Source organism: Marinococcus tarijensis, from assembly GCF_054971385.1.
In genome coordinates this window covers 1-21,507 of sequence record NZ_JBQOJA010000039.1, presented here as the reverse complement: position 1 = coordinate 21,507, position 21,507 = coordinate 1, and the positions used below count along the sequence as shown (strand labels likewise).

Sequence of the window (21,507 nt, the reverse complement as noted above, 5' to 3'; positions counted from 1 at the left end):
CGCTTCATCATCGCGACTTCCTCATCGGTAAACAGCTTCTGAAGCATGAGGTAGCCGTTCTCGTCGTAAAAGTCCAGCTCTTCCTTCTGCAGCGGGCCTTCAAAATCTGAACCGCCGTGAACAACAGGGTCCTTCCGGTCCATGATTTCCTTATGATCGCCTTGTCTGGATGGATACTTATCGATTGCCATTTTCAAGTCCTCCTAAAAAATTTTTTAAAATAAAAAATGGGTGCGGGCTGTAGAATCCCGCTTTAAAGTGGATGTGGAAAATAATTAATGGTTCTTTTTGTGCACCGGCTGCATGCCTGGTTGCATGTAGAACAAAAGATAAAAATAATGCATAGCGAAAACAAAAGAACAATAAGCCCGGGAGAGGAGTAAATCGGCTTTTGAACGCAAAAAAGCCAGAAAAGAGACAGGTCTTTTCTGGCTTATGTTTTAGGCGCTATTGTCCAATCATTTCCACCATGCATATATTTTTTTGTCCCTCAAATGAGCGGGGACACTTTAATTGTTCCCGCTCATCTAAGGAATAAACATAAATTTTCAAAAAAAAAGCAGCGGCAATTTTTTGCCGGCTGCTTTTTGAAGCTTTTAATTTTTAAGAACGGACCACCATTACACTGCAGGGCGCCGCTTTTGCAATGTGTTCGGATACGCTGCCCATAAGTATTTTTTCTACGGCGTTTAAGCCAGTAGCTCCGGTGATTATTAAATCTACATGATATTTCGGGACGAGATCACGGATGATTTTCGTTTTGGGAGAACCGTATAAAAGTTCTACAGCTACATCTGTAATGCCCGCTTCTTCTGCCTGTTTTTTATACTTTGCCAGCAGTTCATTGGCATCTTCCTGTACTTTTTCAATGATAGAAGGAGCGTAACTGCTCATCGGCTGATAGGCATTTTTGTTAATCACTCTGGAAATGATAAGCTGGGCTTCCTGTGCTTTAGCAATAGGAAGAGCGGTCTCAAAAGCATATTCAGCCTGCTCGGATCCGTCGACAGCAACTAATACAACGTTCATTGTGTGCATAGAACATCCTCCTAATATAGTGAATTAGCAGGGTCAACCTGCCTGAAACCTAATGGTGAAAAGAGGAATAGGGCAAATGCTGATCGTTTTATACAGCTCTTTGATGAACTAACTATATTCTATATTCATTGTACATGATATTTTTGACATTTACGACGTCAATAAATGAATAATTAGTGAAATAGTCATAAAAATAAAGAAAATTCATTGAAAAATTCTTCAAATAAGTGAATTTGTGTATTATATGTAAGGTGATTCGGGTAAATCAAAGCATAGGCCTCTACACATTAGTTCTTTAATCCCAATACTATTTCAAAGAGTTTTTTTGGAATCAGCTGTTTTTGGAAGGCCTTATATGTTAAAGTTTCGTTAATTCGTTTCCGCAAGCAAAGAGAGGAGGAAGGCATCATGAGTGAAAAAGAGAAAAAATTCAAATTTCTCAACAGTATCTTTTTCATTTCTTTTATCATCATTTTTGTATTTGCATTGTGGGGAGCAATAGCACCACAGGCCCTGCAGGCACAGGCCGAAGTTACATACGGCTTTATCGCTGATACGTTCGGCTGGTTTTATTTACTGTTTGTACTGTTTTTGATCTTATTTAATTTTTATATGGCATTTAGTAAGTACGGGCGTGTCAGGCTCGGGGGCGATGACGCCCGGCCGAAGTATCCTTTTTTCACCTGGATTGCGATGCTTTTCAGCTGTGGATTTGGTGTAAGTATCGTTTTCTGGGGTGTGGCAGAGCCAATGACTCACTTTCAGACTCCTCCGCCATGGACAAACGTCGAGCCGGGAACACCGGAGGCGGCAAGAGAAGCAATGTGGAACACGTTTTTTAACAACGGTATTCACCAGTGGGCGTCATTTACATTTGTAGGCCTTGCGATTTCCTACTTTTTATACCGTCAGGAAGAACGCAGTCTTATCAGTGACACGATGAACGGTGTTATTGGGGACGGCTCCCGCCCGCTCCGTAAGGGCTTCCGTAACGGCGTGGATATTATCGCCGTAATTGCTACAGTAATGGGTGTCGCCACCACACTTGGCCTGAGTGTTCTGCAAATCAGCGGCGGCCTCAACAGTGTATTTAATATTCCAGCCAATTCGACGACTCAGTTCACAATTGTCGCTGTCATGTTTGTAGCTTTTATGGTTTCGACCATCTCCGGTCTGGACCGCGGGATTAAATATTTAAGTAATGTGAACCTGGGCCTGGCATTATTTTTAATGATATCCGTACTGTTTATCGGACCTACCGGCTTTATTTTTGAAACGATTACGATGGGTCTTGGTGATTATATTCAAAACTTCTTCCAGGCAAGTCTACGTATGGAAAACTATACAGATGGCACGTGGGTGCAGGACTGGCCGATTTATTACTGGGCCTGGACGATCGCCTGGTCTCCATTTGTGGGTATGTTCGTAGCCCGTATTTCCAAAGGTCGTACGCTCCGGGAATTTGTCCTTGGTGTTATGGTCGCTCCGCCGTTTATCGGAATGATATGGATTGGTATTTTCGGCGGCACCGCGATTAACCTGGATTTATTTCAGGGTACTGATATAGCGGGCATTGTTGCGGAGGATACGACACGGGCCATGTTTGCCATGCTCGATAACATACCGCTTGGCACGCTGCTCTCCGTCCTGTCGATCTGCCTGCTGTTTACATTCCTTGTAACATCAGCAGACTCTGCCACATTTGTACTGGGCATGATGACCTCCAACGGGGACACGAACCCATCAATGCTCTTAAAAGTAATCTGGGGCGCATTAATCGCCGGTTTAGCCACTGTGCTGATTATCAGCGCCGGTCTTGACGGATTGCAGACGGTTTCTCTTATCGGGGCCCTGCCATTCTCTATCGTCCTGTTCATCTCCGCTATTTCCTTACTGAAATCCGTACGAAAGGATTACAGGGAAACGAGACTTCGGGAGGAAGAAGAGCGCCGGCAACGGATACGGGAGGATATCGAAAACTCTTAATCAAAGCACAAACAAAAGCACCTCCGTCAGCTGCGGAGGTGCTTTTTTCGTTCAGGATAAAATCTCCCGGATTTTTTGATTAATGTCACCGTGTACTATGCCGCCGTGATAACAAACTGCGGTAGTCATATCAAAGTCGAGCAATTTTTCGAGGGAACGGTGAGCTTGTTCCATGTCGGGCGTGACTTCTGCACGGGGTCCGAAAAGTTCGCCATCCTCAGCAGTCAAAGCATCGCCGGCAATAAGCGTATGACTGTTTTCATGATACAGGCTGATATGGCCGGGAGCATGACCGGGCGTATGAACTGCGGTCAGCTCTGCCACAGGGTTATTTCCCTCTTCCACGGTTTCATTGATAAGCGAGGGTTCAGTTTTATCGAGCATATAGCCAACCCTGTTACGTTTTTCCTCCGGAAGGGTGTCAATAAGGTTTGCTTTGGCGTTACTGCTGAGTTTAATCAACGGTTCTTCCCCGTCTACGTAGGGTTTATCTTCAGAGTGCATGAGGACACGCAGCTTGGGATGGTCGTGAAGAATTTCCGGGAGACTCCCGATGTGATCAATGTCCTGATGGGTTAAGATGATAGTATCAAGGTGGTCGGGATTCAAATTTTCTTTTCGTATCAATTCGTATATTTCTTCCTCGTACCCAGGCATACCTGTGTCAAAGAGAATAAGACGGCCCTCGTTATTCATGAGGGTTAAGTGTAATACCATGGTATCTTTTCCCTGGGGCACGGAAAGCTCGAGAACGTGCATGGTTTCTGTCAGCTTCATAGCGGCCGAAGCACTTAGCTTCGGTTCACCTCCTTGTTATTAATAATGAACCTAAAAGAATATTCCTCATTTTCTTTTATCTATAACATGTGCATAATAAAAAATGTATGTATGGAAAAGGGACAAAGTATGGTACCTTATCCTTGACCTTAATTTTAAAATATTTTATAGAAAGGAGGATCACCTGTGGCTTCGAAGAAAAATAAACATTCGCCGGACAGCTATACACTCGGATTGATAGCTGCTCCGGAGCTGCCAAAGGAAATTGGCAACGAGATGGCGGAAGAGCTGCCTGATCTGCTCAAAAACTATGTAGATGACCGCAGAAGCTGGAAGGTAGAAGTGGTTCTTGACCCTTTTGCCGGAGTGATAGAAGAATCAGAGCCGGTGATTGAGGAGGCACAAAAGCATAAACAAAAGCATAAATGGGATTATGTCCTCTGCTTTACGGATCTGCCAATTATAGACGGTAAAAAACTGGTGATAGCTGACGCCAGTTCGGATCGTGAAATCGGGCTTATTTCCCTCCCGTCTCTTGGGGCAATGCCAATGAAAAAGCGTGTCCGTGAGGCAATGATGCAGCTTGTAAATGAAATGCACCACGGAAGCTCCGAGGAAGACCGGGAACGGCAAAATGAACGTATCGCAGAAAATCAGGAGCAGCTTGAGAATCATGAAGAAGAGCATTCCTACCACGTCCGGGGAAGAGGATCAAGGGAATTGATGGGCAGCCGTTTGTATGAGCGTTTTTCCCCGATTAAACGGACGGTGTATTCTAATGAAGAGGAAAGCCAGCATGTCCGATTCTACGCTAACCTGAATATGAGAGGACGCACGAGGCTGCTTTCCGGCATGGTGCTGGCAAACCGGCCCTGGACGATTTTTCCGGCATTTAAGCGCGTAATTGCCTTAGCCTTTGCTACCGGAGCTTATGGACTGATCTTTCCTAGTTTCTGGATGCTGAGCGACACCTATGGCTTCTGGCGCTTTCTTGCTGTTATGTTTACGGCAATGGTGGCAATGACTGTATGGTTTATTGTTGCCCATGGATTGTGGGAAAAAGAGTCAAAGGCAGAATCCAAATTTTTAGTTCGCTCCTATAATAAAGCTACGGCTTCCACCATTGGAATTGCCATTATTCATTATTATATTATTTTATTTGTGATGTTTTTAGTTGTTTCTCTGTTGTTTATTCCGGGCTCACAGCTGGCATTGAATTTACAGGGAGCAGTGAGTTTTGCGACCTATCTGAAAATATCCTGGCTTGCCTGCACGGTAGCCACGCTTGGAGGGGCGCTTGGGGCAGGCCTTGAAAGTGAAGAAACGGTGCTCAAAGCGACCTACGGCTACCGTCAGCGTATTCGCAATGAACGTGCGAAATCGGAAAAACGCGAGGAATCTTCTTCCTAAAAAAGATGCAGGAGGACGTGTATGCCTTTATGATGGAATTACAATGCCTGTTTCTGTGCCTATGACTTTTCTTCACGTATTACAGCAAAAAACAGCCGAATACGCCGTCAGTGGAAATTATTATTCCTGGAAGCAAGGTGGTAAAATGATGACAGACCTGTCATTTGCCGCCATCATAGGAACAATAATCTTGCCTCACTGATAAAGGGTGATTACGATGTCCAGGCAGTATTCTATGTACACCGTCATGGGAGCGCTAGCTGTTTTTGCTGCTCTGTTAGGCTTTTTAGTCTACAATGTTCACGAACGAAGCCAGACAGCCGAGCAGGAAGCAGAAGAAAAGCAACGTGCTGCAGAAGAAGAAACAGCACAGGAAGCAAAGGCACCTGAACCGGAAGAAGAAAGAGTCGCCTCGAGTGAAGTGCCTGAGGTGGAAAATGAAGAGCTGCTTGAACGGGCTGTTCATGCAGAAGCCAAAGATGAATCTTTTGAAGGCATGGTGGCCGTAGCAAGTGTCATTTTGAACCGCATTGAATCTGAAACCTTCCCAGACGATGTCGAGAGTGTCATATACGAAGAAAACCAGTTCCAGGTAGTAGCTAACGGAAGTATAGAAGAATCTCCTTCCGGGCGTGCAGAAGAAGCAACGGAGGAGGCTCTGAATGGATCGGAGCCGGTAGGGGATTCATTGTTTTTCTGGAGTGAAGATGTGCCGAAGGACAACTGGCTCTGGGAAACGAAGACCGTTGATTATGAAATCGGCGGACACGTTTTCTCAGAAGACGTTTAAGAAGAACCAGCGGTAACGAGCCGCTGGTTCTTTGTTTTATATTTGATTAAAATCATGCTTATAGAATAGCTGGACAAGGAATATATTAGAAGGTCAGCATAATAGTGAAGGGGAGAATGAGATGAAATTTTCGATATGCAGCTGGATCTTTGGAGATCAGCCAATTGAACAGACAATGCGTGACGCAGCTTCCATGGGATACGATGAAATTGAAATCCACGCGAAGGACTATAACTGGGAGGAATTAACTCAGCTGGCGGAAGCTCTCGGGATCCGTATCCGAGGCCTGTGTGCGGATGCAGGATGGCCTCGGAAAGAAACAGATTTATCACAGATTGATCCCGCCATGCGAAAAACAGCTGTACATTATTTTAAAGAACAGATTAGCCGTGCATACCGGGCTGGTGCAGAATATATGGTGATCTCCCCATGTGCCCCTGGCAAATCAAAGCCGGAAGGAAACGGCAAAGAAGAATGGGAAGCAGCAGTTTTATCGCTTCAGGAAATAGCTCCCTATGCAGAAGAAAGAAACGTTGCTTTGGTAATTGAGCCGTTAAATCGTTACGAAAGCTGTATTATTAATACCGGCTGGCAGGCGCTTGTGCTCGTGAAAGAAACCGGACATCCATTTGTGACGACGATGCTTGATACTTTTCACATGAACATTGAGGAGAGCAGCATGGAGACCCCTTTTCATCATCTTGGCCCAGCCCTCAGCCATATACATGTGGCAGACACTAACCGGCAGGGCCTCGGGTACGGAAGGCTTCCGTGGGAGGCGATCGCCGAGGCTATTAAAGAAACAGGGTACGACTCAACAATTACAGTAGAATGCCTGGCGCCGGAATTGAATGTATTTCCTTCAGAAGAAAAAAAGTCCAGAATAGATTGTGTTAATGAATATGCCGAAAAGTCGCTTGAAAAACTGCAATATTTTTTCCGGTCATAATAGAACGACATGAGAGTAATAACCTCATCTTAAGCCTGTTGCTCATTGGCCCAGCGCTCGCTCCAATGATTAAAAGAGTGTTTATGTAGATGAGTTTTAAGGAAATAGAAAGATAGTCAAGCATTAACTGAATAAACGAAGGTAGCAATCGCGGGACAAAAGCCTTGCGGTAAGCCAGGAAAAGAGATACGTCTTTCCCTGGCTTTTTGCGTTTTATCTTAGTTTCAGAAAGGGGGAGAACATGAAACACGTTAAAGCATTAGCCGGAAAAGGGCTGATGACGGCGGCCTTATTATTTTTGGTGCTCAGTATCGCAAACGGGGTCTCTGTTTGGAGTGTGCTGGTGCTCACTATTATTATCGGGGCACTCAGCTATCCGCTCGGTGATATTGTGCTGCTGCCCCGTGTGAAAAGCCTGATCGCAGCGGCTGTAGATACCGGTTTGGTATTTGTGATTATTTTAATTGCAGGGATTGTGATTTCCTTTTCAGGCACGGTGCTGCTTGCAGCAATAGCAGCCGCTGTGCTGATGGGAATAGCAGAATATATGTTTCATTTTTATCTGGGCACGCACGTGCTTTTTTCGAGCAATCGTGTGAAAACGGATATGTAACGTAGGAGGCTTAGTCATGTCAGAAAAAAACGAAGCGATGCTTCGGAGAAACCAGGCGAATTATGCCGGAAGAAACTTGTTATCCGGCCTTTTTTTCGGTCTCGGGCTCATCGCTTTTATAGATGAAGTAGTTTTTCACCAGCTGCTGAGCTGGCATCATTTTTACGATTTATCGACCACGGCTGTCGGGATCGTTTCAGATGGTTTTTTTCATGCATTCAGCTGGTTTGCTACAGTAGCTGCCCTGTTTATGCTTGCTGACCTCCGGCGCCGGCAGAGCTTCTGGCTGCGCCGGTGGATCGGGGGAATGTTAACCGGAGTCGGCTTCTTTCAGCTGTATGATGGGATCGTTCAGCATAAGTGGATGGGCATCCATCAAATAAGATACGGTGTGGACATTCTGCCATATGATCTAGTATGGAACATCAGTGCGTTCGTACTTCTTATTGCCGGGATAATCATATGGAGACAAACTTCTCGGATAAAAAAGCAGAGAGCTGCTGTATAAACTGATGGCTAATTCACATTATTTTGCAGAAGGTGTGCTTGCAGCCCCTTTTGTCGTTGTCTGTCTCCTGTATCTTGCTGCGGCTTTTCGTGACAATGGATGGCCGGTATACCGCATTGGGCTGTTTGCTTCCGGCACAGCGGCGGCAGTCATTTCGGTGCTTGGGCCGCTTCCCCGGATGGCTCATGATTCATTTGTCATTCATATGACCGGTCATTTGCTGCTTGGTATGCTGGCTCCGCTTTGCATGGTGCTTGCGGCCCCGGTGACGCTTGCTCTCCGCACTCTCCCGGTGCCTTCAGCGAAAAAGCTGGCTAAATTACTGCGGAGCCGCTTTGTGGCAATAGTATCTCATCCGGTGACGGCCACAGTACTAAACATCGGAGGCCTGTGGCTTTTGTATACGACTGGATTATACGCGTCGATGCATGAGTCCGCTCTAGTTTATACCGCCGTTCATATTCATATTTTCTTAGCGGGATATGTATTTACAGCTTCTATTATTTATATCGATCCAACGCCGCACCGGTACTCTTTTCTGTTTCGGTCCGGGGTGCTTGTAACAGCTCTTGCAGGCCACGGTATTTTGTCCAAGTATTTATATGCATCTCCGCCTCCCGGAGTCGGGCAGGAATCTGCTCAGGCGGGTTCGATGCTGATGTATTACGGGGGCGATGCGGTGGATATTGCCATTATGGTGATTCTCTGCTGGCACTGGTACAAAGCGGCTCGTCCCAGGCAGGAAGAAGCACCGGCAGCCTGAATAACTATAAGGAGGAACTGCAATGACTAACGATAAACATGTCCCTTTATATCCGAATTCTTTATGGCTGAAGGAAAGCGAAGCTACAAACATGCCTGCACACAGTGGAGAAGACACGGCTGAAGTGACTATCACAGGAGCCGGGGCAGCCGGCATCACAGCAGCCTACTATTTAGCAAAGGCCGGAACGAAGGTGGTGCTGCTGGAAGCGGGCAGGGTGCTTGAAGGAACAACCGGGAATACAACGGCCAAAATATCCTCCCAGCACGGGATGGTGTACGATGAACTCATTCAGAATCACGGCCGGGAAAAAACAAGCCAGTACTTTGAAGCTAACGAACAGGCGATCAGCGATATGCGCAAGCGGGTTACTGAGCTTGATATTGACTGTGAATGGGAGGAGCGGGACGCTTTTATTTATACGAAAAGCGAGCAGCAGAAAAAAGTGATGGAGAAGGAAGCAGAGGCGTACCGGTTGTTAAATGTAAACGGCGGCGATGCTGCTGACGAACATGATCTTCCGTACGCTGTCGAGCGGGCTCTCGTTATCCGTGACCAGGCTCAGTTTCAGCCAGTGCATTATTACCGGGCCCTTCTTGAAGAGGTTGTTCGTCTTGGCGGACGTGTGTATGAGAATACACGTGCAGCTGATGTGAATAAAAGCGATGGGAAAGTAGTGGTGAACACAAACAACGACAGCACAGTTACCAGTGACTACCTTTTGGTAACAAGTCATTTCCCCTTTAACGATGGTATGGGAAAATACTACAGTCGTCTGCATGTAGAGCGTTCCTACATCATTGGGGCAAAAGTTCAGACGATGCCAAAGCATATGTATATCAGTGTAGATTCCCCTTCGCGGTCGATTCGTACAGCAAAGGATGAAAACGGAGAGAATCTGCTTTTAATTGGCGGGGAAGGACACACGTCCGGAAAAAATAAAACGAATACGTTCGAACGGTACGAAGCGCTGCGCAGCTTTGGTGAAGAGTACTTCGGTCTGCAGACGGTGCCTTACCGCTGGTCGGCACAGGATATGATCACTCTGGATAAAATGCCCTATGTGGGGCCAATGACGTCCGGGGAAGAACAGATTTTTACTGCCACCGGATTTATGAAGTGGGGCATGAGTAACAGTGAAGCAGCAGGGAAAATGCTCGCTGATTATGTACTCGGTAATGAAAATGTGTATAAAGAAGCTTTTGATCCGACACGCTCCGAGCTGAAAAAGAAAAACATTCAATCCTTTGCCTCTGAAAACATGGACGTAGGAAAAGAAATGATTAAAGGAAAGGCCAACAGAGGGGATAAAGAAAAGAACCTGGAGAATGATGAAGGAGCTTTAATTAATACGGAAGACGGCAAGGCAGGCGCTTACAGAGACGAAACGGGCCAACTGTATGTTGTCGACACCACCTGTACGCATATGGGCTGTGACCTCTCCTGGAACAATGCAGAACGGAGCTGGGACTGTCCGTGCCATGGCTCGAGATTTTCCTATGACGGAGAAGTTATTGAAGGACCGGCAGTAACGCCGCTGAATCGTAAAACAGATCTTGAATAACAAAGAAGGCCCGGAGAAAAAATCTCCGGGCCTTTCTGCTTGTGTTACAGCTTAAATTTATCTACTTCAGCGTTCAGCTGGCGGGCAAGATCGTTAAGGTTTTCCGAATTAGCGGAAACTTCCTCCATGGAGCTGCTCGTCTGCTGGACGGAAGCCGCAGTCTGTTCAACTCCGGCAGCAGATTCCTCGGATACTGACGCTATTTCTTCAATAGAAGCATTGATTTCCTGGCTGCTTGAAGAGATGGCTGCCAGATTTTGAGTAACAGATTGAAGGTTTTCTGCCATTTCCTGAATAGCGGTATTAATAGTATTAAAGGTTTCGCCGGTAGTCTGGATCTGGGTGGTGCCGATTTCCACCTCTTTATAGCCTGACTGCAGAGATGCAGTGACGGAGGAAGATTCGTTCTGGATTCCTTCTACGATGCCGGTAATATCTGTGATGGAAGCAGAGACCTGCTCGGCGAGCTTCCGGACTTCATCAGCGACCACGGCAAAGCCGCGCCCCTGTTCGCCAGCCCGGGCAGCCTCAATGGCTGCATTTAAAGCAAGCAGGTTGGTCTGGTTAGCAATATCATTAATGACAGACACTAATTTTGAAATCTCCTGGGACTGTTTATCAAGTCCTTCCACCTTCACAGCGGCATTTTTCACGATAGCATCGATTTTTTCCATTTGATGAACCGAATTATCCATCAGCTCGCGACCTTCATTTGTAATAGACAAAATATGAGTCGAGGCGTTGCGAACGTCTTCGCCCTTTGTATGGGCATCAGAAACATTTTCTGTAAAATCACTCATTAAAGAGGCAATGCTGCTGGCACTTGTCGCCTGTGATTCTGCCCCGGAAGCAAGCTCCTCCATTGTAACTGCCACCTGCTGGGATCCTGCCTTCACCTCGTTGGCAGAATGGGATAAATTCTGACTCTGGCCCGATACATTTGCGGACATCGTTTTAATTTGCGTAAGCAGCTGGGCCATGTTGTTGTTCATTTGGTTGGCAGCGAGGACGAGCCTGCCGGTTTCATCGCGTGCCGTAGTCTGCATCGGCTCCTGGCTCAAGTCGCTATCGGCAATGGACTGCATCCGCTGCATAACTGCCTTGATCGGGGCAGAAATTGTACGCGCCATGAAAAAGGCAATTGCCACGCCGGCAATGATCACCAGGAGGGAAACAATAGTGCCGGTAGTCATCATGTTCCTGCCGCTTTCAAGCGTATTTTCCCCTGCTGTGGTGATCAATTCTTCTCTCTCTGTGGCTAATTCTTCAAAGCCGGTCATAACCTCGCGGGCTAGCGGCTTGGCTTCTGTGTTTAAAATTTGTTTAGCTTCTTCTTCATTTCCTGCCTCATAGGCTGGAAAAACCTTTGAGGTAATAATCTGCTCCCATTCAATGCTTCGTGCTGTTAGTGCTTCTAATTCAGCGGACTCGAAGCTGGCCAGCGTTTCCTCTTCCAGTGCAGCGCTCTCCTCAGTATATTCCATGAAGCTGCTTTTGAATTCCTCGTCGCCGAATAAAACGTACCCACGGGATAAAGCAACACGCTGGGCCATGTTAAAAGCAAGCTTTTCGTCAGCGATTAACAGCGGAAGCTGCTCCTCAACGATGCCTTCGGTTTCGGCATTCGCCTTGCTGTTAGCGTAAAAATTATAAACCCCGAGTGCTGTTACCAGCACTACAAGTGACAAAAAACCGGTTAAGATTTTTGCGCGAAGACTTTTGAAGTTGAACCATCCCTTCATTCCATACACCCCTCTAAGTTAATGTGATCATACTTCCCCCTGCGAAAAATACAGCTGCTGTTCTTTTATTTCTGCTTTTTGTAAGAATGATGGAATGGAAATATTAAGCAGACAAAAAGAATTAACTCTACAGACATTTATCGATATAAATTAGGCTGAAAAGTATAGGCCATTGTTACTGTAAAAATGAAGAAATTGTGAAGGGGTTTTTCGGCGGAATAAAGGCTTCCCGTATTTACTCGCTTTAGGGAAGTATAATTTCGCGCTTTTGACGTTTGTTTTTATACATTGCCTGATCGGCTTTATGCAGCACGGCGGCGAAATCCTCCTCTTGGTTCAGAGAGGCGTAAGTTCCAACGCTGACGGTGATCGTAAAAGTATTTTCCCCATCTGTATAGGGGGACCCGGAGCTGCTGATCTATACGGCTTTGGGTCAGCTGCGTGCTTTTTCCGCTATTTGTTCCGGTTCGTTCCATAATGACAAACTCATCTCCGCCTATACGATAAAGATGCTGTTCCGGAAAGCAGGCGCTGGCAATCCTGCCGGCAGTGAATTGAAGCACAAGGAAGACGCGCTTCGGAGATTTCCTGAAAAAACTGCTGCAGGGCAGCCCGGTTGGGCAGCTTTGTTAAATCGTCGCGGCCGGCCATTTCTTTGGTTATTTCAAGGTGGGCAATGGTACGGTTCAAATCGGCATTTAAACGACCAATCATTCCGGTACTTTGAAAGGAGGCCCGGGCGCTCAGGTCTCCGTTTCGCACAGAGGTCAATACAGCCTGAAAGTGAAAGATACACCTGCGTACAAAACCGAAGAAAAGAAGGTAATTCAAAAGTCCGAGTGCAACGCCGGCTGTAACCGAAGCGATATAAAACATGTGTAAAAAAGAGCCGGGTATGGGGATGACCACCGGCATAAGGACAGCAAAGCCGATTCCTATGAAAATACCAAGGAACATATACAAAAAAAACATCACAAACAAATAATTTATTTTCATAAGAAACGCCCTTTCCAGCGAAAAAAGTTGATTGCAGTATAGGAGTTTAAATTAAGGAAGAGTAATTGTTATATATATCGTCACAATCCTAAAAAGTCGTATACTTAAAGCGGAAATCATTCATATAAATATTTGTCCAGAGGCTGAGCCTTTCATAAAATCTTTCGAAAATTTGTTTATGTTCTTCCCTAAAAAGGGAATTAGGTAAGAAGAATTTCCTAAACTGGTGAGGAGGTATCATGATGGCTTCAACGAAGGAAATATTAGGACAGGACGCGGATTACTTATTAAATCATGAAAGCAAGACGGTACCGAAAGAAAACCTCTATGTGCCGGGGCCTGACTTTGTCGACCGGGTATACAAATCGACAGATCGTTCTCCGGTAGTTCTGCGCAATCTGCAGAGCTTGTTTGATCACGGACAGCTCGGCGGGACGGGTTATCTGTCCATTCTGCCGGTGGACCAGGGCATTGAGCACTCGGCAGGCGCTTCATTTGCTCCGAATCCGATGTATTTTGATCCAGAAAACATTGTGAAGCTTGCGATGGAAAGTAATTGTAATGCGGTAGCTTCAACGGTCGGGGCACTTGGCTCGATCGCAAGGGATTATGCGCACAAGATCCCTTTCATTGCCAAAATTAACCACAATGAACTGTTAACGTACCCGGAAACGCACGACCAGATTATGTTCGGCTCTGTTGACCAGGCCTACAACATGGGTGCCGTAGCCGTCGGGGCGACGATCTATTTTGGCTCCGAGCAGAGTGACCGGCAGATCCAGGAAGTAACGAAGGCCTTTGAACGGGCTCATCAGCTCGGTCTCGGCACTATTCTCTGGGCCTATCTGCGTAACCCAGGCTTTAAAAAAGACGGCACGGATTACCACACTGCCTCGGACTTGACGAGTCAGGCGATCCATTTATCAGCAAGTCTGCAGGCTGATATTGTGAAACAGAAGATGCCGACCAACAACGGCGGCTATACGGCTGTCGGCTACGGCAAAACGCACGACAAGGTTTATTCAGAGCTGACAAGCGATCACCCAATTGACCTGACCCGTTATCAGGTAATGAACTCGTTTATGGGACGGGCTGGATTAATCAACTCCGGCGGCGGTTCTGCAGAATCGGATTTGGAGGATGCTGTAAAAACAGCGGTAATTAACAAGCGTGCCGGCGGGATGGGACTGATTATGGGGCGCAAGGCGTTCCAGCGTCCAATGGATGATGGCATAGAGATTATCCGCTCTGTTCAAAGCGTCTATGCGGATGAGTCGATTACTTTGGCATAGGAAGTAGAAAAAAGGGGGGGGGAGTCCCCCTTTTTCATCTAATATTTTCAGAAAATTTAAATATCGTCTGCCGTGTCTCCGGCTATTTTTATAAACAGGAGGATTTTATATGCCGAAAAAACTGTTTGAAGTAGACCTCAATAAAACAATGGACCAGCAGACGACCCCGGGGCACAATCGCTGGCACCCGGATATTCCTGCCGCATTTTCTGTAGAACCGGGAGAGACGTTCCGGATGGAATGCCTGGACTGGACCGATGGCCAGATCAGCAACAATGATGACCCTTCGGATATTAAACATGTGAACCTTGACCGTGTGCACGTACTAAGCGGGCCGGTGCACGTGAACGGCGTGGAGGAGGGGGACCTGCTCGTTGTTGATATTTTGGATATCGGAACGTTTCACTCGCATGAATGGGGATTTAACGGTATTTTCGCCAAAGAAAATGGCGGAAGCTTTTTAGTGGACCATTATCCGGAAGCTGCCAAATCTATTTGGGATTTTGAAGGTATTTATGCGACTTCGAGACATGTGCCGAATGTTAAGTTTGCAGGCATTATTCATCCGGGGCTGATCGGCGTGGCTCCGTCACAGGACATGCTGAATGAATGGAACCGCAGAGAGAAGGAGCTGGTGGATACAAATCCTGATCGGGTGCCGCCTCTTGCGAATCTTCCAACGAAGGATTCAGTCGTACTTGGTGAACTTAAAGGGGAGGATTTCGAACGGGTCGCCGCCGAAGGAGCAAGAACGGTCCCGCCGAGGGAAAACGGGGGAAACTGTGACATTAAGAACCTTTCGAAGGGTTCAAGGGTATACTTTCCGGTGTTTGTAGATGGAGCGAAGCTTTCCGTAGGAGATCTTCATTTCTCGCAGGGGGATGGAGAAATTACGTTCTGCGGCGGAATTGAAATGCCTGGCTGGATTGATCTGAAAGTGCACGTGATAAAGAACGGCATGGAAAAACATCGTATTAAACGTAATCCCGTCTTTAAGCCAGGGCCGGTTATGCCGCATTATAACGAGTTTCTGGTTTTTGAAGGCGTGTCGGTGAACGAGTTCTCGGGAACGCAGACCTATCTGGATGCTAACGTTGCTTACAGGAATGCGTGCCTGAATGCGATTGATTTTCTGAAAACCCTCGGTTATACAGGAGAGCAGGCTTATATGCTCCTGGGTACTGCGCCGGTACAAGGCACTGTAGCAGGCGTCGTGGATATACCGAATGCCTGCTGCACGCTCGCCCTGCCTAAGGATATATTTTATAAAAATATTTTGCCGGAGCTTGATTAGTATGGCCCAGTTCACCTTTGAATGCCGGACGTGTGGTACGTTCGAAAGCTGGATTGTGTCAAAGGGAGCCCGGGTCAACGAAGCCCCGTGTCCTTCATGCGCGGAAACGGCACGGAGAATATTCCAGCCGGTGAATCTGTCAAAAATGGATACGAAAGTAAAATCGAGGGTTGAAAACGGAATGCAGCCTAAAATAGTACAGCGGAAAGATCTGCCCGCAAAACAAAGAACCATACAGCGGACACCCCGTCCGTGGCAGGCAGGGCATTAAAGAAGGAGACCCGGGACAAACGGGTCTCCTTTAACTATTTTTGATTCTCTGGTTAATGTGAATTTTTGTCTTTTCCAGCTATGCCAATAATCGCTATGGCGGTCAGCATGACACCATAAACAATAGAAGTAGAAAGAAGAGGTTTTTTAGTGATTGTTAAAAATAAACGGCTGGATTTATCAGCCTCGTTTTCTATGTTCCTGTTCATACATATCTCAGCCTCCTTCAGGATGTTTAAATAATTTTACCCCGGAAAGGTACGGTTTAATCACAAACAGAAGAAAGCCGGAAACAGCCGTTGAAGACAGTGTTTATTAAATTTCTTTCTTCGTATAATCAATACCGTAATGACGAAAGAACAATTGATTGTCGCTTTGATACTTTGCCTGAAGTACCTGCTGAAGAGAATCTGGGAGAAAATATTTTTGGTGGTGCAGCATAAAGCTCGCCCGGTTCTGCAGCAGCCTTCGGGATAGAGGCTTTCCTCTTTTTGTTGGAACAGGGGCTTCGGGGTTAAACGGAGTTTTTAAAAAATAGTTGATCTTCCTGGCAGCCTTCACCTGCATCGTGCCATAGCTCCGGTTTACTTTTGTGTTGCTGTAGGAGGGCACTTTTTCAATACCCATATACTGCAAAAGTCCTTTGATTTCCTGCATTTCATTTTGCCGGAACTGCTCGTACTGCATGAGATAATAGTTGTTTTTGCCAAACAATTGCGTGACACGCTCCATATAGCTGAAATAATAGTAGCCGTCGAGTACTCCCAGCTGCTCCCACTCCTCAAACACGGCAGCGGCCTGCTTGTATCCACCCTGATGAATATACTGCACGTAAAGGGAAGTGAGAAGATCAATCTGCCGACGTACTCCAACAATAATATGCACGTCATAGCTTTCTTCAGGGAAGATCCGGCGGAGATCCTCTAAAATGGCGTAGTTGTCTTTGACCTTTTTTTTCGTGGACATTGGGTTGCCGGAGAGACCCTCGTACGAAATGAGGAGCGGTTTTCCCGTCTCCATCATTGACTCAAACCCGCTGCGTAAATCATTGGTAGCTTTATCCGATAATTTTTTATGGCGTATTTTGTACAAATCCGGCTGTATATGCCCCCGGGAAAGATATGTAATTTGGTGCTTCAATTTAGGATAAATGCTTTTCTGCAGAAAAGTAGTAGCTGTTTTGTGATAACCTACATGAATGTAAATGGTTTTGCGCATTGCCCTGCCCCCTACGGAATGAATGCATCCATCATACCGAAATCCATAGGAGCAATCAAAGTAAAAGGACCAGTGAGTTTGGTCGCATATACATTCACGGAGAAAGGTAAATTCTTCTTGAATTGCCCGGGAATCCCGAAAAAAGCTTTTAATTCCCCCCGATAAAGGTATAGAATTCGTATACATTGAAATTAGGACTACAGTACACGGCAAAAAGCTCCTTGTTTCCTATTAAAGTTTATTTTCATATATTAGTTCATGGACGCATTTTAAAAGGAGCCTCTTCCATTACGGAAAAGACTCCTTTTTCTTTGCTTCTTTTCCTGTCTTGGCAGAAAAAGTTTTCGATTTTTACAGCTACCTTCAGATTATCATGTTTTCTGGGAAAAGCTACTAAAAGTTTACGTGCTTAAAGTACTGATGCATCAGTAATATGTAAACAAAAACCCGGAGAGTAATTCTCCGGGTTCAAGTGTATTAGTCTTCCTCTTCTTCCTCTTCTTTTACGACACGTACGCGTTTGATCTGATTATTATCCATGGTCAGCACTTCAAAATGAAGATTTTCATACTGGAGGGTTTCTCCCTCTTCAGGAATATGGTCGAGCTCCCGGTACAGCAGTCCGGCAATGATATCCTCTTCTTCTTCGACCCGGGTATTAAAGATTTCGTTGAAGCGGCTGATGGATAGCTTCCCATCGCAGATGATAACCTCGTCGGTCAGCTCCTCAATAAGCTGCTCGGAGCGGGTATCGTGCTCGTCTTCAATTTCCTGGCCGATCATTGCTTCGATAATGTCCTCCTGAGTGACTATACCCATTGTACCGCCGTATTCATCGAGGACGACGGCAAGGTGCTTCTGTTCGTTAAGCATCCGTTTAAACACGTTGTCGACAGAATTGGTCTCTACTACATACAAAGGATTGTTATCAATAAAATCATTAAGGGTTTTGTCGCTTTGTTCAGCCCAGATAAGGAGCAGCTTGGCATGAAAGACACCGACGATATGATCCATATTATCGTTATATACCGGATACCGGGTATGATTGTGATTGATGGTGATGTCCCGCACTTCCTGAAAATCGCTTTCGATCGGGATCCCGGTAATTTCCATACGTGGAACCTTTAATACGTCACGTATATCCTTGCGGTAAAAATCAATTACACGCTTAATCCGGTCCTGCTCCTGCTTCTCAAAGGTCCCTTCCGAAGAGGCCACGTCGACCATCGTTTTGATCTCCTCACGCGAATATGTCTGTGAGGGCCCTTCGCCCCGGGTGATCAGTTTGATCACCCCGCGTGTAAAAGAATTCAGTAAAAACGTGAGCGGCTTAAAAATGAATACGAGCACTGCAATCACCGGGGCTACTATGTAGGCCACCTTATCGGCAAAGGTAGCAGCAATAGATTTAGGAAGAACTTCTGCGAAAATGATAAGTACAAACGTCAAAATAGCAGTAGCGATACCGACAGAAAAATTGTAATTCAGGGCAAGCACGGTAACGAGGGTAGGAAGCATAATATTGGAGATGTTGTTTCCAATCAGGATGGCTGTAATTAACTCATCCGGTTTTCTCGTCAGCTTTAATAAATTTTTCGCCCGTTTATCGTTTTCGTCGGCGCGGGACTGCATTCGCGCCCGGTTTGCTGCTGTTAAAGCTGTTTCGCTTCCGGATAAAAAGAAGGAAACGAATAAAAATAATATAATAACCGCTATCATAAGTACCCTCCACTGGCGTATTCTTCATATTTTATTTCCTGACTGCAGTAAATTAAACGTTTCAAACAACTATCCAACATTAAAAATAACATAAAAGAGCCGGGGAGGATTTAAATATGCAAAAAGATTTTTTGCCCAATTTTGCTTTTAATAAAAATAAAAAAGAATAGAAGGAGAATAACAATAAAAAATTGTTGACTTTCATTTATGTAAGCCTTTACAATAAAAAATACAAATAAAAACAACATAAACAAACAAAAAGACAATGCTTAAGTGGGTGTTTTTTGATTGTTGTAAGGAGGCCGGCAAAGCAATAAATCTGTCACTTTTAAGGAGGAATTGGGATGAAAAAAGTGGAAAGAGGAAGCCTCGCAGCCACTCTTTCTGTATCTATGTCGAACTATCTCGAAGCAGGTTCCATTGTAGCAGGTGCTGCGGGACTTGCCCTATGGGTCCAGTACCTGGGTCTTACAGACGCCACTGTAGGACTGCTTGGAGCGCTTAGTGCCAACGGGTTCGGGGCTGCACTTGGGGCGCTTGTCAGCGGTTTTTTGGTAGACCGGTATGGAAGAAAGTTCATTTATAAGTACAATCTGCTCGTGTACATGCTGGGTATCCTACTTATTGTTTTTTCTTTTTCCTTTCCGATGCTTCTTGTCGGCTACGTGATTACCGGTATTTCCGTTGGTGCGGGTATCCCGCCTTCGTGGACGTACATTGCTGAAGAAGCGCCGGAAAAAGAACGGGCTGCCCGTGTTGGCTGGGGGCAGTTTGCCTGGTCCATGGGACCTGCAGTCGTCTTTATATTGTCTGTAATCCTGGCCCCATTAGGACTGCTTGGAAGCCGAATTATTTTCTTTCAGCTTTTTGTAATCGCTTTTATTACTTGGCTCTTTCAGCGGAAAATTGAAGAGTCCGCGATTTGGGAGAAGCAAAAGAAAGAAGATCGTGTAAAAAATAAAGGCGGAATCTTCAGCAAGGAAAACATGAAAGAACTGTTTACGAATCGTGCTAATCTGCATGCGATTACTTTACTTGTCGGTGTGTATACATTTTGGAATATGGTTGCCGGCGTAATGGGTTATTTTATGCCATATATTTACGAAACGGTAGGAGGGCTGTCGGGAGCCCAGGCTAATCTCCTGCAAGCTTTTCTCTGGGGACTGACCGTATTCTCCACCTATTTTGTATTCATTAAACTGGGTGACAGGGTAAACCGCAAGCTTATCTTTGGAGTAAGCGCCGTGATGGGTATTGTAGCTTGGACAGTACTTTCATTCGGTGGCATGGGTACTTTAGAACTGCTCGTTTTCGTTATTCTCTGGGGACTGGCAGCAGGCTTTGGTGCACAGGCATTTTATGGTCTGTGGTCAGCCGAGCTGTTTCATACAAAATACCGTGCAGCGGCACAGGGACTTCTCTTCTGTACTGCCCGGGTATTTGTCGGTTTGATTTCGCTCGCGATCCCAACACTGATTACGATGTTTGGTTTTCAGACAGCCGGGGCGATTATGATCGGATTTTTGGTAGTGCACATGGTGGTGGGATTAACCCTTGCGCCGGAAACACGCAACAAGTCGCTTGAGGAAATACAGCTCGAACGATACGGGACAACCGAAGAAGCAGAAATAAAAGAAGACCTGGTTAAATAAGCGAGCGTTACTGAAGGAAGGAGAATTTATTCTTCCTTCTTTTATTACCGGAAAGAATTTCCTGGAATAAAATTGATGAGGAAAGGACCATGAGTATGAAGCGTTTGTCGTTCATTATGTATGTGTACCCGGAAAAAGTAGAGGAATATATTAAACAGCACGATCAGCTTTGGCCGGAAATGAAAGAGGCATTAAAGGAGCACGGAGCATCTAACTATTCGATCTTCCTGGAAAAAGAAACGAGCAGGCTGTTTGCGTATCTTGAAATAGAGAGTGAAGAACGATGGCAGCAGATGGCATCGACCTCCATCAATCAAAAGTGGTGGGAAGCAATGGATCCGTTAATGGAAACAAACGAAGATAAGAGCCCGGTTACCACTCCGCTTGAAGAAGTATTTCATCTCGATTGAAAAATTGTGGACTTCTCTCTGCTGAAAAATTTTTATCAGTGGAGTTTTTTTGTTCAAAATGCCGAAAAACGGGAATAGAAAAGTATAAAGAAGATAGCCTTCAAACCCACATAAAAGACATGAGGGGGGAATGCGGATGAATAGCCGCGTATGTGAATAGAAGATCACAAAGTAAATGGTGCAGAAAACCCTGGTTCAGTCGTGTGATAAAACTCAGCTGCAAAAAGGGGGAGTACCAATGAACCGCCGATTGATTGACGAAGAGTATGAACGTGAAATAGACCGTATGGTGAACGAAGGCGGCTATATTCCTGTGGAAATGGATTTTATAAAAAAACGGGCTAAAGTTAAAAAGGATAAAGACGAAAGCACTCAGGAAAAGCATGAAAAAGAAGCAGATGACTTTAAAGAAAAAGCCTGAATATAGTAGTGAAAGTTAGGGGCTGTCCCAAAATTCGAATGATAGCTCTTTTAAGCGGAAGCTGGAGATGTTTCTCCGGCTTCTTTTTTCGTGGT

At 45.6% G+C, this 21,507-nt stretch carries 21 protein-coding genes and 1 pseudogene; 13 read left to right on the top strand and 9 right to left on the bottom strand.

The window, feature by feature from the left end:
* Both ACTTK7_RS15645 and ACTTK7_RS15640 read right to left on the bottom strand, forming a co-directional pair.
* Positions 1–191, bottom strand: a pseudogene (locus ACTTK7_RS15645) (ectoine hydroxylase); the annotation flags it as partial.
* A gap of 412 nt (positions 192–603) precedes the next feature.
* Positions 604–1,038, bottom strand: coding sequence for a universal stress protein (locus ACTTK7_RS15640; RefSeq protein ID WP_462869027.1), 435 nt, complete (start codon positions 1,036–1,038; stop codon positions 604–606).
* Between the two features lie 408 nt (positions 1,039–1,446).
* On the opposite strand from ACTTK7_RS15640, the gene ACTTK7_RS15635 reads away from it, so the two are divergent.
* Positions 1,447–3,024 carry a BCCT family transporter gene (locus tag ACTTK7_RS15635; protein WP_462869026.1) on the top strand — a complete coding sequence of 526 codons (1,578 nt, stop codon included), beginning with the start codon at positions 1,447–1,449 and terminating at the stop codon, positions 3,022–3,024.
* Between the two features lie 51 nt (positions 3,025–3,075).
* On the opposite strand, the gene ACTTK7_RS15630 is transcribed toward ACTTK7_RS15635, so the two are convergent.
* Positions 3,076–3,801: an MBL fold metallo-hydrolase gene (locus ACTTK7_RS15630; RefSeq protein WP_462869025.1), complete on the bottom strand. Its 726-nt coding sequence runs from the start codon at positions 3,799–3,801 to the stop codon at positions 3,076–3,078.
* Positions 3,802–3,987: 186 nt separating this feature from the next.
* Between ACTTK7_RS15630 and ACTTK7_RS15625 the strand changes: the two genes are divergently transcribed.
* From ACTTK7_RS15625 to ACTTK7_RS15595, 7 genes are all read left to right on the top strand, one after another.
* Positions 3,988–5,211: a hypothetical protein gene (locus ACTTK7_RS15625; protein WP_462869024.1), complete on the top strand. Its 1,224-nt coding sequence runs from the start codon at positions 3,988–3,990 to the stop codon at positions 5,209–5,211.
* A gap of 217 nt (positions 5,212–5,428) precedes the next feature.
* Complete coding sequence (locus tag ACTTK7_RS15620) at positions 5,429–6,001, top strand: cell wall hydrolase (protein WP_462869023.1); 573 nt, start codon at positions 5,429–5,431, stop codon at positions 5,999–6,001.
* Between the two features lie 121 nt (positions 6,002–6,122).
* The gene (locus ACTTK7_RS15615; RefSeq protein WP_462869022.1) at positions 6,123–6,950 is read left to right on the top strand and encodes a sugar phosphate isomerase/epimerase family protein; all 828 of its coding nucleotides are present in this window, start codon (positions 6,123–6,125) and stop codon (positions 6,948–6,950) included.
* A gap of 241 nt (positions 6,951–7,191) precedes the next feature.
* Positions 7,192–7,563, top strand: a complete 372-nt coding sequence (locus tag ACTTK7_RS15610) for a DUF2512 family protein (RefSeq protein WP_462869021.1) — start codon at positions 7,192–7,194, stop codon at positions 7,561–7,563.
* Between the two features lie 16 nt (positions 7,564–7,579).
* Positions 7,580–8,071, top strand: a complete 492-nt coding sequence (locus ACTTK7_RS15605) for a DUF2243 domain-containing protein (RefSeq protein ID WP_462869020.1) — start codon at positions 7,580–7,582, stop codon at positions 8,069–8,071.
* A gap of 4 nt (positions 8,072–8,075) precedes the next feature.
* Positions 8,076–8,834, top strand: coding sequence for a cytochrome c oxidase assembly protein (locus tag ACTTK7_RS15600; protein ID WP_462869019.1), 759 nt, complete (start codon positions 8,076–8,078; stop codon positions 8,832–8,834).
* Between the two features lie 22 nt (positions 8,835–8,856).
* Positions 8,857–10,398 carry an FAD-dependent oxidoreductase gene (locus tag ACTTK7_RS15595; RefSeq protein ID WP_462869018.1) on the top strand — a complete coding sequence of 514 codons (1,542 nt, stop codon included), beginning with the start codon at positions 8,857–8,859 and terminating at the stop codon, positions 10,396–10,398.
* A gap of 44 nt (positions 10,399–10,442) precedes the next feature.
* On the opposite strand, the gene ACTTK7_RS15590 is transcribed toward ACTTK7_RS15595, so the two are convergent.
* From ACTTK7_RS15590 to ACTTK7_RS15580, 3 genes are all read right to left on the bottom strand, one after another.
* Complete coding sequence (locus ACTTK7_RS15590) at positions 10,443–12,140, bottom strand: methyl-accepting chemotaxis protein (RefSeq protein WP_462869017.1); 1,698 nt, start codon at positions 12,138–12,140, stop codon at positions 10,443–10,445.
* Positions 12,141–12,384: 244 nt separating this feature from the next.
* Entirely contained in the window at positions 12,385–12,558 is a 174-nt protein-coding gene (locus ACTTK7_RS15585; protein WP_462869029.1) for a diguanylate cyclase domain-containing protein, read from the bottom strand.
* A gap of 68 nt (positions 12,559–12,626) precedes the next feature.
* Positions 12,627–13,136, bottom strand: coding sequence for a hypothetical protein (locus ACTTK7_RS15580; protein WP_462869016.1), 510 nt, complete (start codon positions 13,134–13,136; stop codon positions 12,627–12,629).
* 242 nt (positions 13,137–13,378) lie between these two features.
* Here ACTTK7_RS15580 and ACTTK7_RS15575 point away from each other — a divergent pair, with 242 nt between their 5' ends.
* Positions 13,379–14,428 (top strand): class I fructose-bisphosphate aldolase, encoded by a 1,050-nt coding sequence (locus ACTTK7_RS15575; protein WP_462869015.1) that lies wholly within the window; start codon positions 13,379–13,381, stop codon positions 14,426–14,428.
* 109 nt (positions 14,429–14,537) lie between these two features.
* The gene (gene fmdA / locus ACTTK7_RS15570) at positions 14,538–15,722 is read left to right on the top strand and encodes a formamidase (protein WP_462869014.1); all 1,185 of its coding nucleotides are present in this window, start codon (positions 14,538–14,540) and stop codon (positions 15,720–15,722) included.
* Between the two features lie 323 nt (positions 15,723–16,045).
* On the opposite strand, the gene ACTTK7_RS15565 is transcribed toward fmdA, so the two are convergent.
* The 3 genes from ACTTK7_RS15565 to ACTTK7_RS15555 all read right to left on the bottom strand — a co-directional run bounded on the left by ACTTK7_RS15565 (position 16,046) and on the right by ACTTK7_RS15555 (position 18,929).
* On the bottom strand, positions 16,046–16,201 hold the full coding sequence (locus ACTTK7_RS15565) for a hypothetical protein (protein ID WP_462869013.1): 156 nt from the start codon (positions 16,199–16,201) through the stop codon (positions 16,046–16,048).
* A gap of 106 nt (positions 16,202–16,307) precedes the next feature.
* Positions 16,308–17,210 (bottom strand): sulfotransferase domain-containing protein, encoded by a 903-nt coding sequence (locus ACTTK7_RS15560; protein WP_462869012.1) that lies wholly within the window; start codon positions 17,208–17,210, stop codon positions 16,308–16,310.
* Positions 17,211–17,687: 477 nt separating this feature from the next.
* Complete coding sequence (locus tag ACTTK7_RS15555) at positions 17,688–18,929, bottom strand: hemolysin family protein (protein ID WP_462869011.1); 1,242 nt, start codon at positions 18,927–18,929, stop codon at positions 17,688–17,690.
* Between the two features lie 344 nt (positions 18,930–19,273).
* On the opposite strand from ACTTK7_RS15555, the gene ACTTK7_RS15550 reads away from it, so the two are divergent.
* From ACTTK7_RS15550 to ACTTK7_RS15540, 3 genes are all read left to right on the top strand, one after another.
* A complete protein-coding gene (locus ACTTK7_RS15550) occupies positions 19,274–20,581 on the top strand; it encodes an MFS transporter (protein ID WP_462869010.1) in 1,308 nt (435 codons plus the stop codon).
* Between the two features lie 95 nt (positions 20,582–20,676).
* Positions 20,677–20,991 (top strand): L-rhamnose mutarotase, encoded by a 315-nt coding sequence (gene rhaM, locus ACTTK7_RS15545; RefSeq protein WP_462869028.1) that lies wholly within the window; start codon positions 20,677–20,679, stop codon positions 20,989–20,991.
* Between the two features lie 238 nt (positions 20,992–21,229).
* Positions 21,230–21,412 carry a hypothetical protein gene (locus ACTTK7_RS15540; protein WP_462869009.1) on the top strand — a complete coding sequence of 61 codons (183 nt, stop codon included), beginning with the start codon at positions 21,230–21,232 and terminating at the stop codon, positions 21,410–21,412.
* The last annotated feature ends 95 nt before the right edge of the window (positions 21,413–21,507 follow it).

Excerpts from the sequence above, each read along its gene's own strand:
- ACTTK7_RS15640 (WP_462869027.1), bottom strand. The coding sequence starts at position 1,038 with ATGCACACAATGAACGTTGTATTAGTTGCTGTCGACGGATCCGAGCAG.
- ACTTK7_RS15635 (WP_462869026.1), top strand. The coding sequence starts at position 1,447 with ATGAGTGAAAAAGAGAAAAAATTCAAATTTCTCAACAGTATCTTTTTC.
- ACTTK7_RS15630 (WP_462869025.1), bottom strand. The coding sequence starts at position 3,801 with ATGAAGCTGACAGAAACCATGCACGTTCTCGAGCTTTCCGTGCCCCAG.
- ACTTK7_RS15620 (WP_462869023.1), top strand. The coding sequence starts at position 5,429 with ATGTCCAGGCAGTATTCTATGTACACCGTCATGGGAGCGCTAGCTGTT.
- ACTTK7_RS15615 (WP_462869022.1), top strand. The coding sequence starts at position 6,123 with ATGAAATTTTCGATATGCAGCTGGATCTTTGGAGATCAGCCAATTGAA.
- ACTTK7_RS15610 (WP_462869021.1), top strand. The coding sequence starts at position 7,192 with ATGAAACACGTTAAAGCATTAGCCGGAAAAGGGCTGATGACGGCGGCC.
- ACTTK7_RS15605 (WP_462869020.1), top strand. The coding sequence starts at position 7,580 with ATGTCAGAAAAAAACGAAGCGATGCTTCGGAGAAACCAGGCGAATTAT.
- ACTTK7_RS15600 (WP_462869019.1), top strand. The coding sequence starts at position 8,076 with ATGGCTAATTCACATTATTTTGCAGAAGGTGTGCTTGCAGCCCCTTTT.
- ACTTK7_RS15595 (WP_462869018.1), top strand. The coding sequence starts at position 8,857 with ATGACTAACGATAAACATGTCCCTTTATATCCGAATTCTTTATGGCTG.
- ACTTK7_RS15590 (WP_462869017.1), bottom strand. The coding sequence starts at position 12,140 with ATGAAGGGATGGTTCAACTTCAAAAGTCTTCGCGCAAAAATCTTAACC.
- ACTTK7_RS15580 (WP_462869016.1), bottom strand. The coding sequence starts at position 13,136 with ATGAAAATAAATTATTTGTTTGTGATGTTTTTTTTGTATATGTTCCTT.
- ACTTK7_RS15575 (WP_462869015.1), top strand. The coding sequence starts at position 13,379 with ATGGCTTCAACGAAGGAAATATTAGGACAGGACGCGGATTACTTATTA.
- fmdA (WP_462869014.1), top strand. The coding sequence starts at position 14,538 with ATGCCGAAAAAACTGTTTGAAGTAGACCTCAATAAAACAATGGACCAG.
- ACTTK7_RS15565 (WP_462869013.1), bottom strand. The coding sequence starts at position 16,201 with ATGAACAGGAACATAGAAAACGAGGCTGATAAATCCAGCCGTTTATTT.
- ACTTK7_RS15560 (WP_462869012.1), bottom strand. The coding sequence starts at position 17,210 with ATGCGCAAAACCATTTACATTCATGTAGGTTATCACAAAACAGCTACT.
- ACTTK7_RS15555 (WP_462869011.1), bottom strand. The coding sequence starts at position 18,929 with ATGATAGCGGTTATTATATTATTTTTATTCGTTTCCTTCTTTTTATCC.
- ACTTK7_RS15550 (WP_462869010.1), top strand. The coding sequence starts at position 19,274 with ATGAAAAAAGTGGAAAGAGGAAGCCTCGCAGCCACTCTTTCTGTATCT.
- rhaM (WP_462869028.1), top strand. The coding sequence starts at position 20,677 with ATGAAGCGTTTGTCGTTCATTATGTATGTGTACCCGGAAAAAGTAGAG.
- ACTTK7_RS15540 (WP_462869009.1), top strand. The coding sequence starts at position 21,230 with ATGAACCGCCGATTGATTGACGAAGAGTATGAACGTGAAATAGACCGT.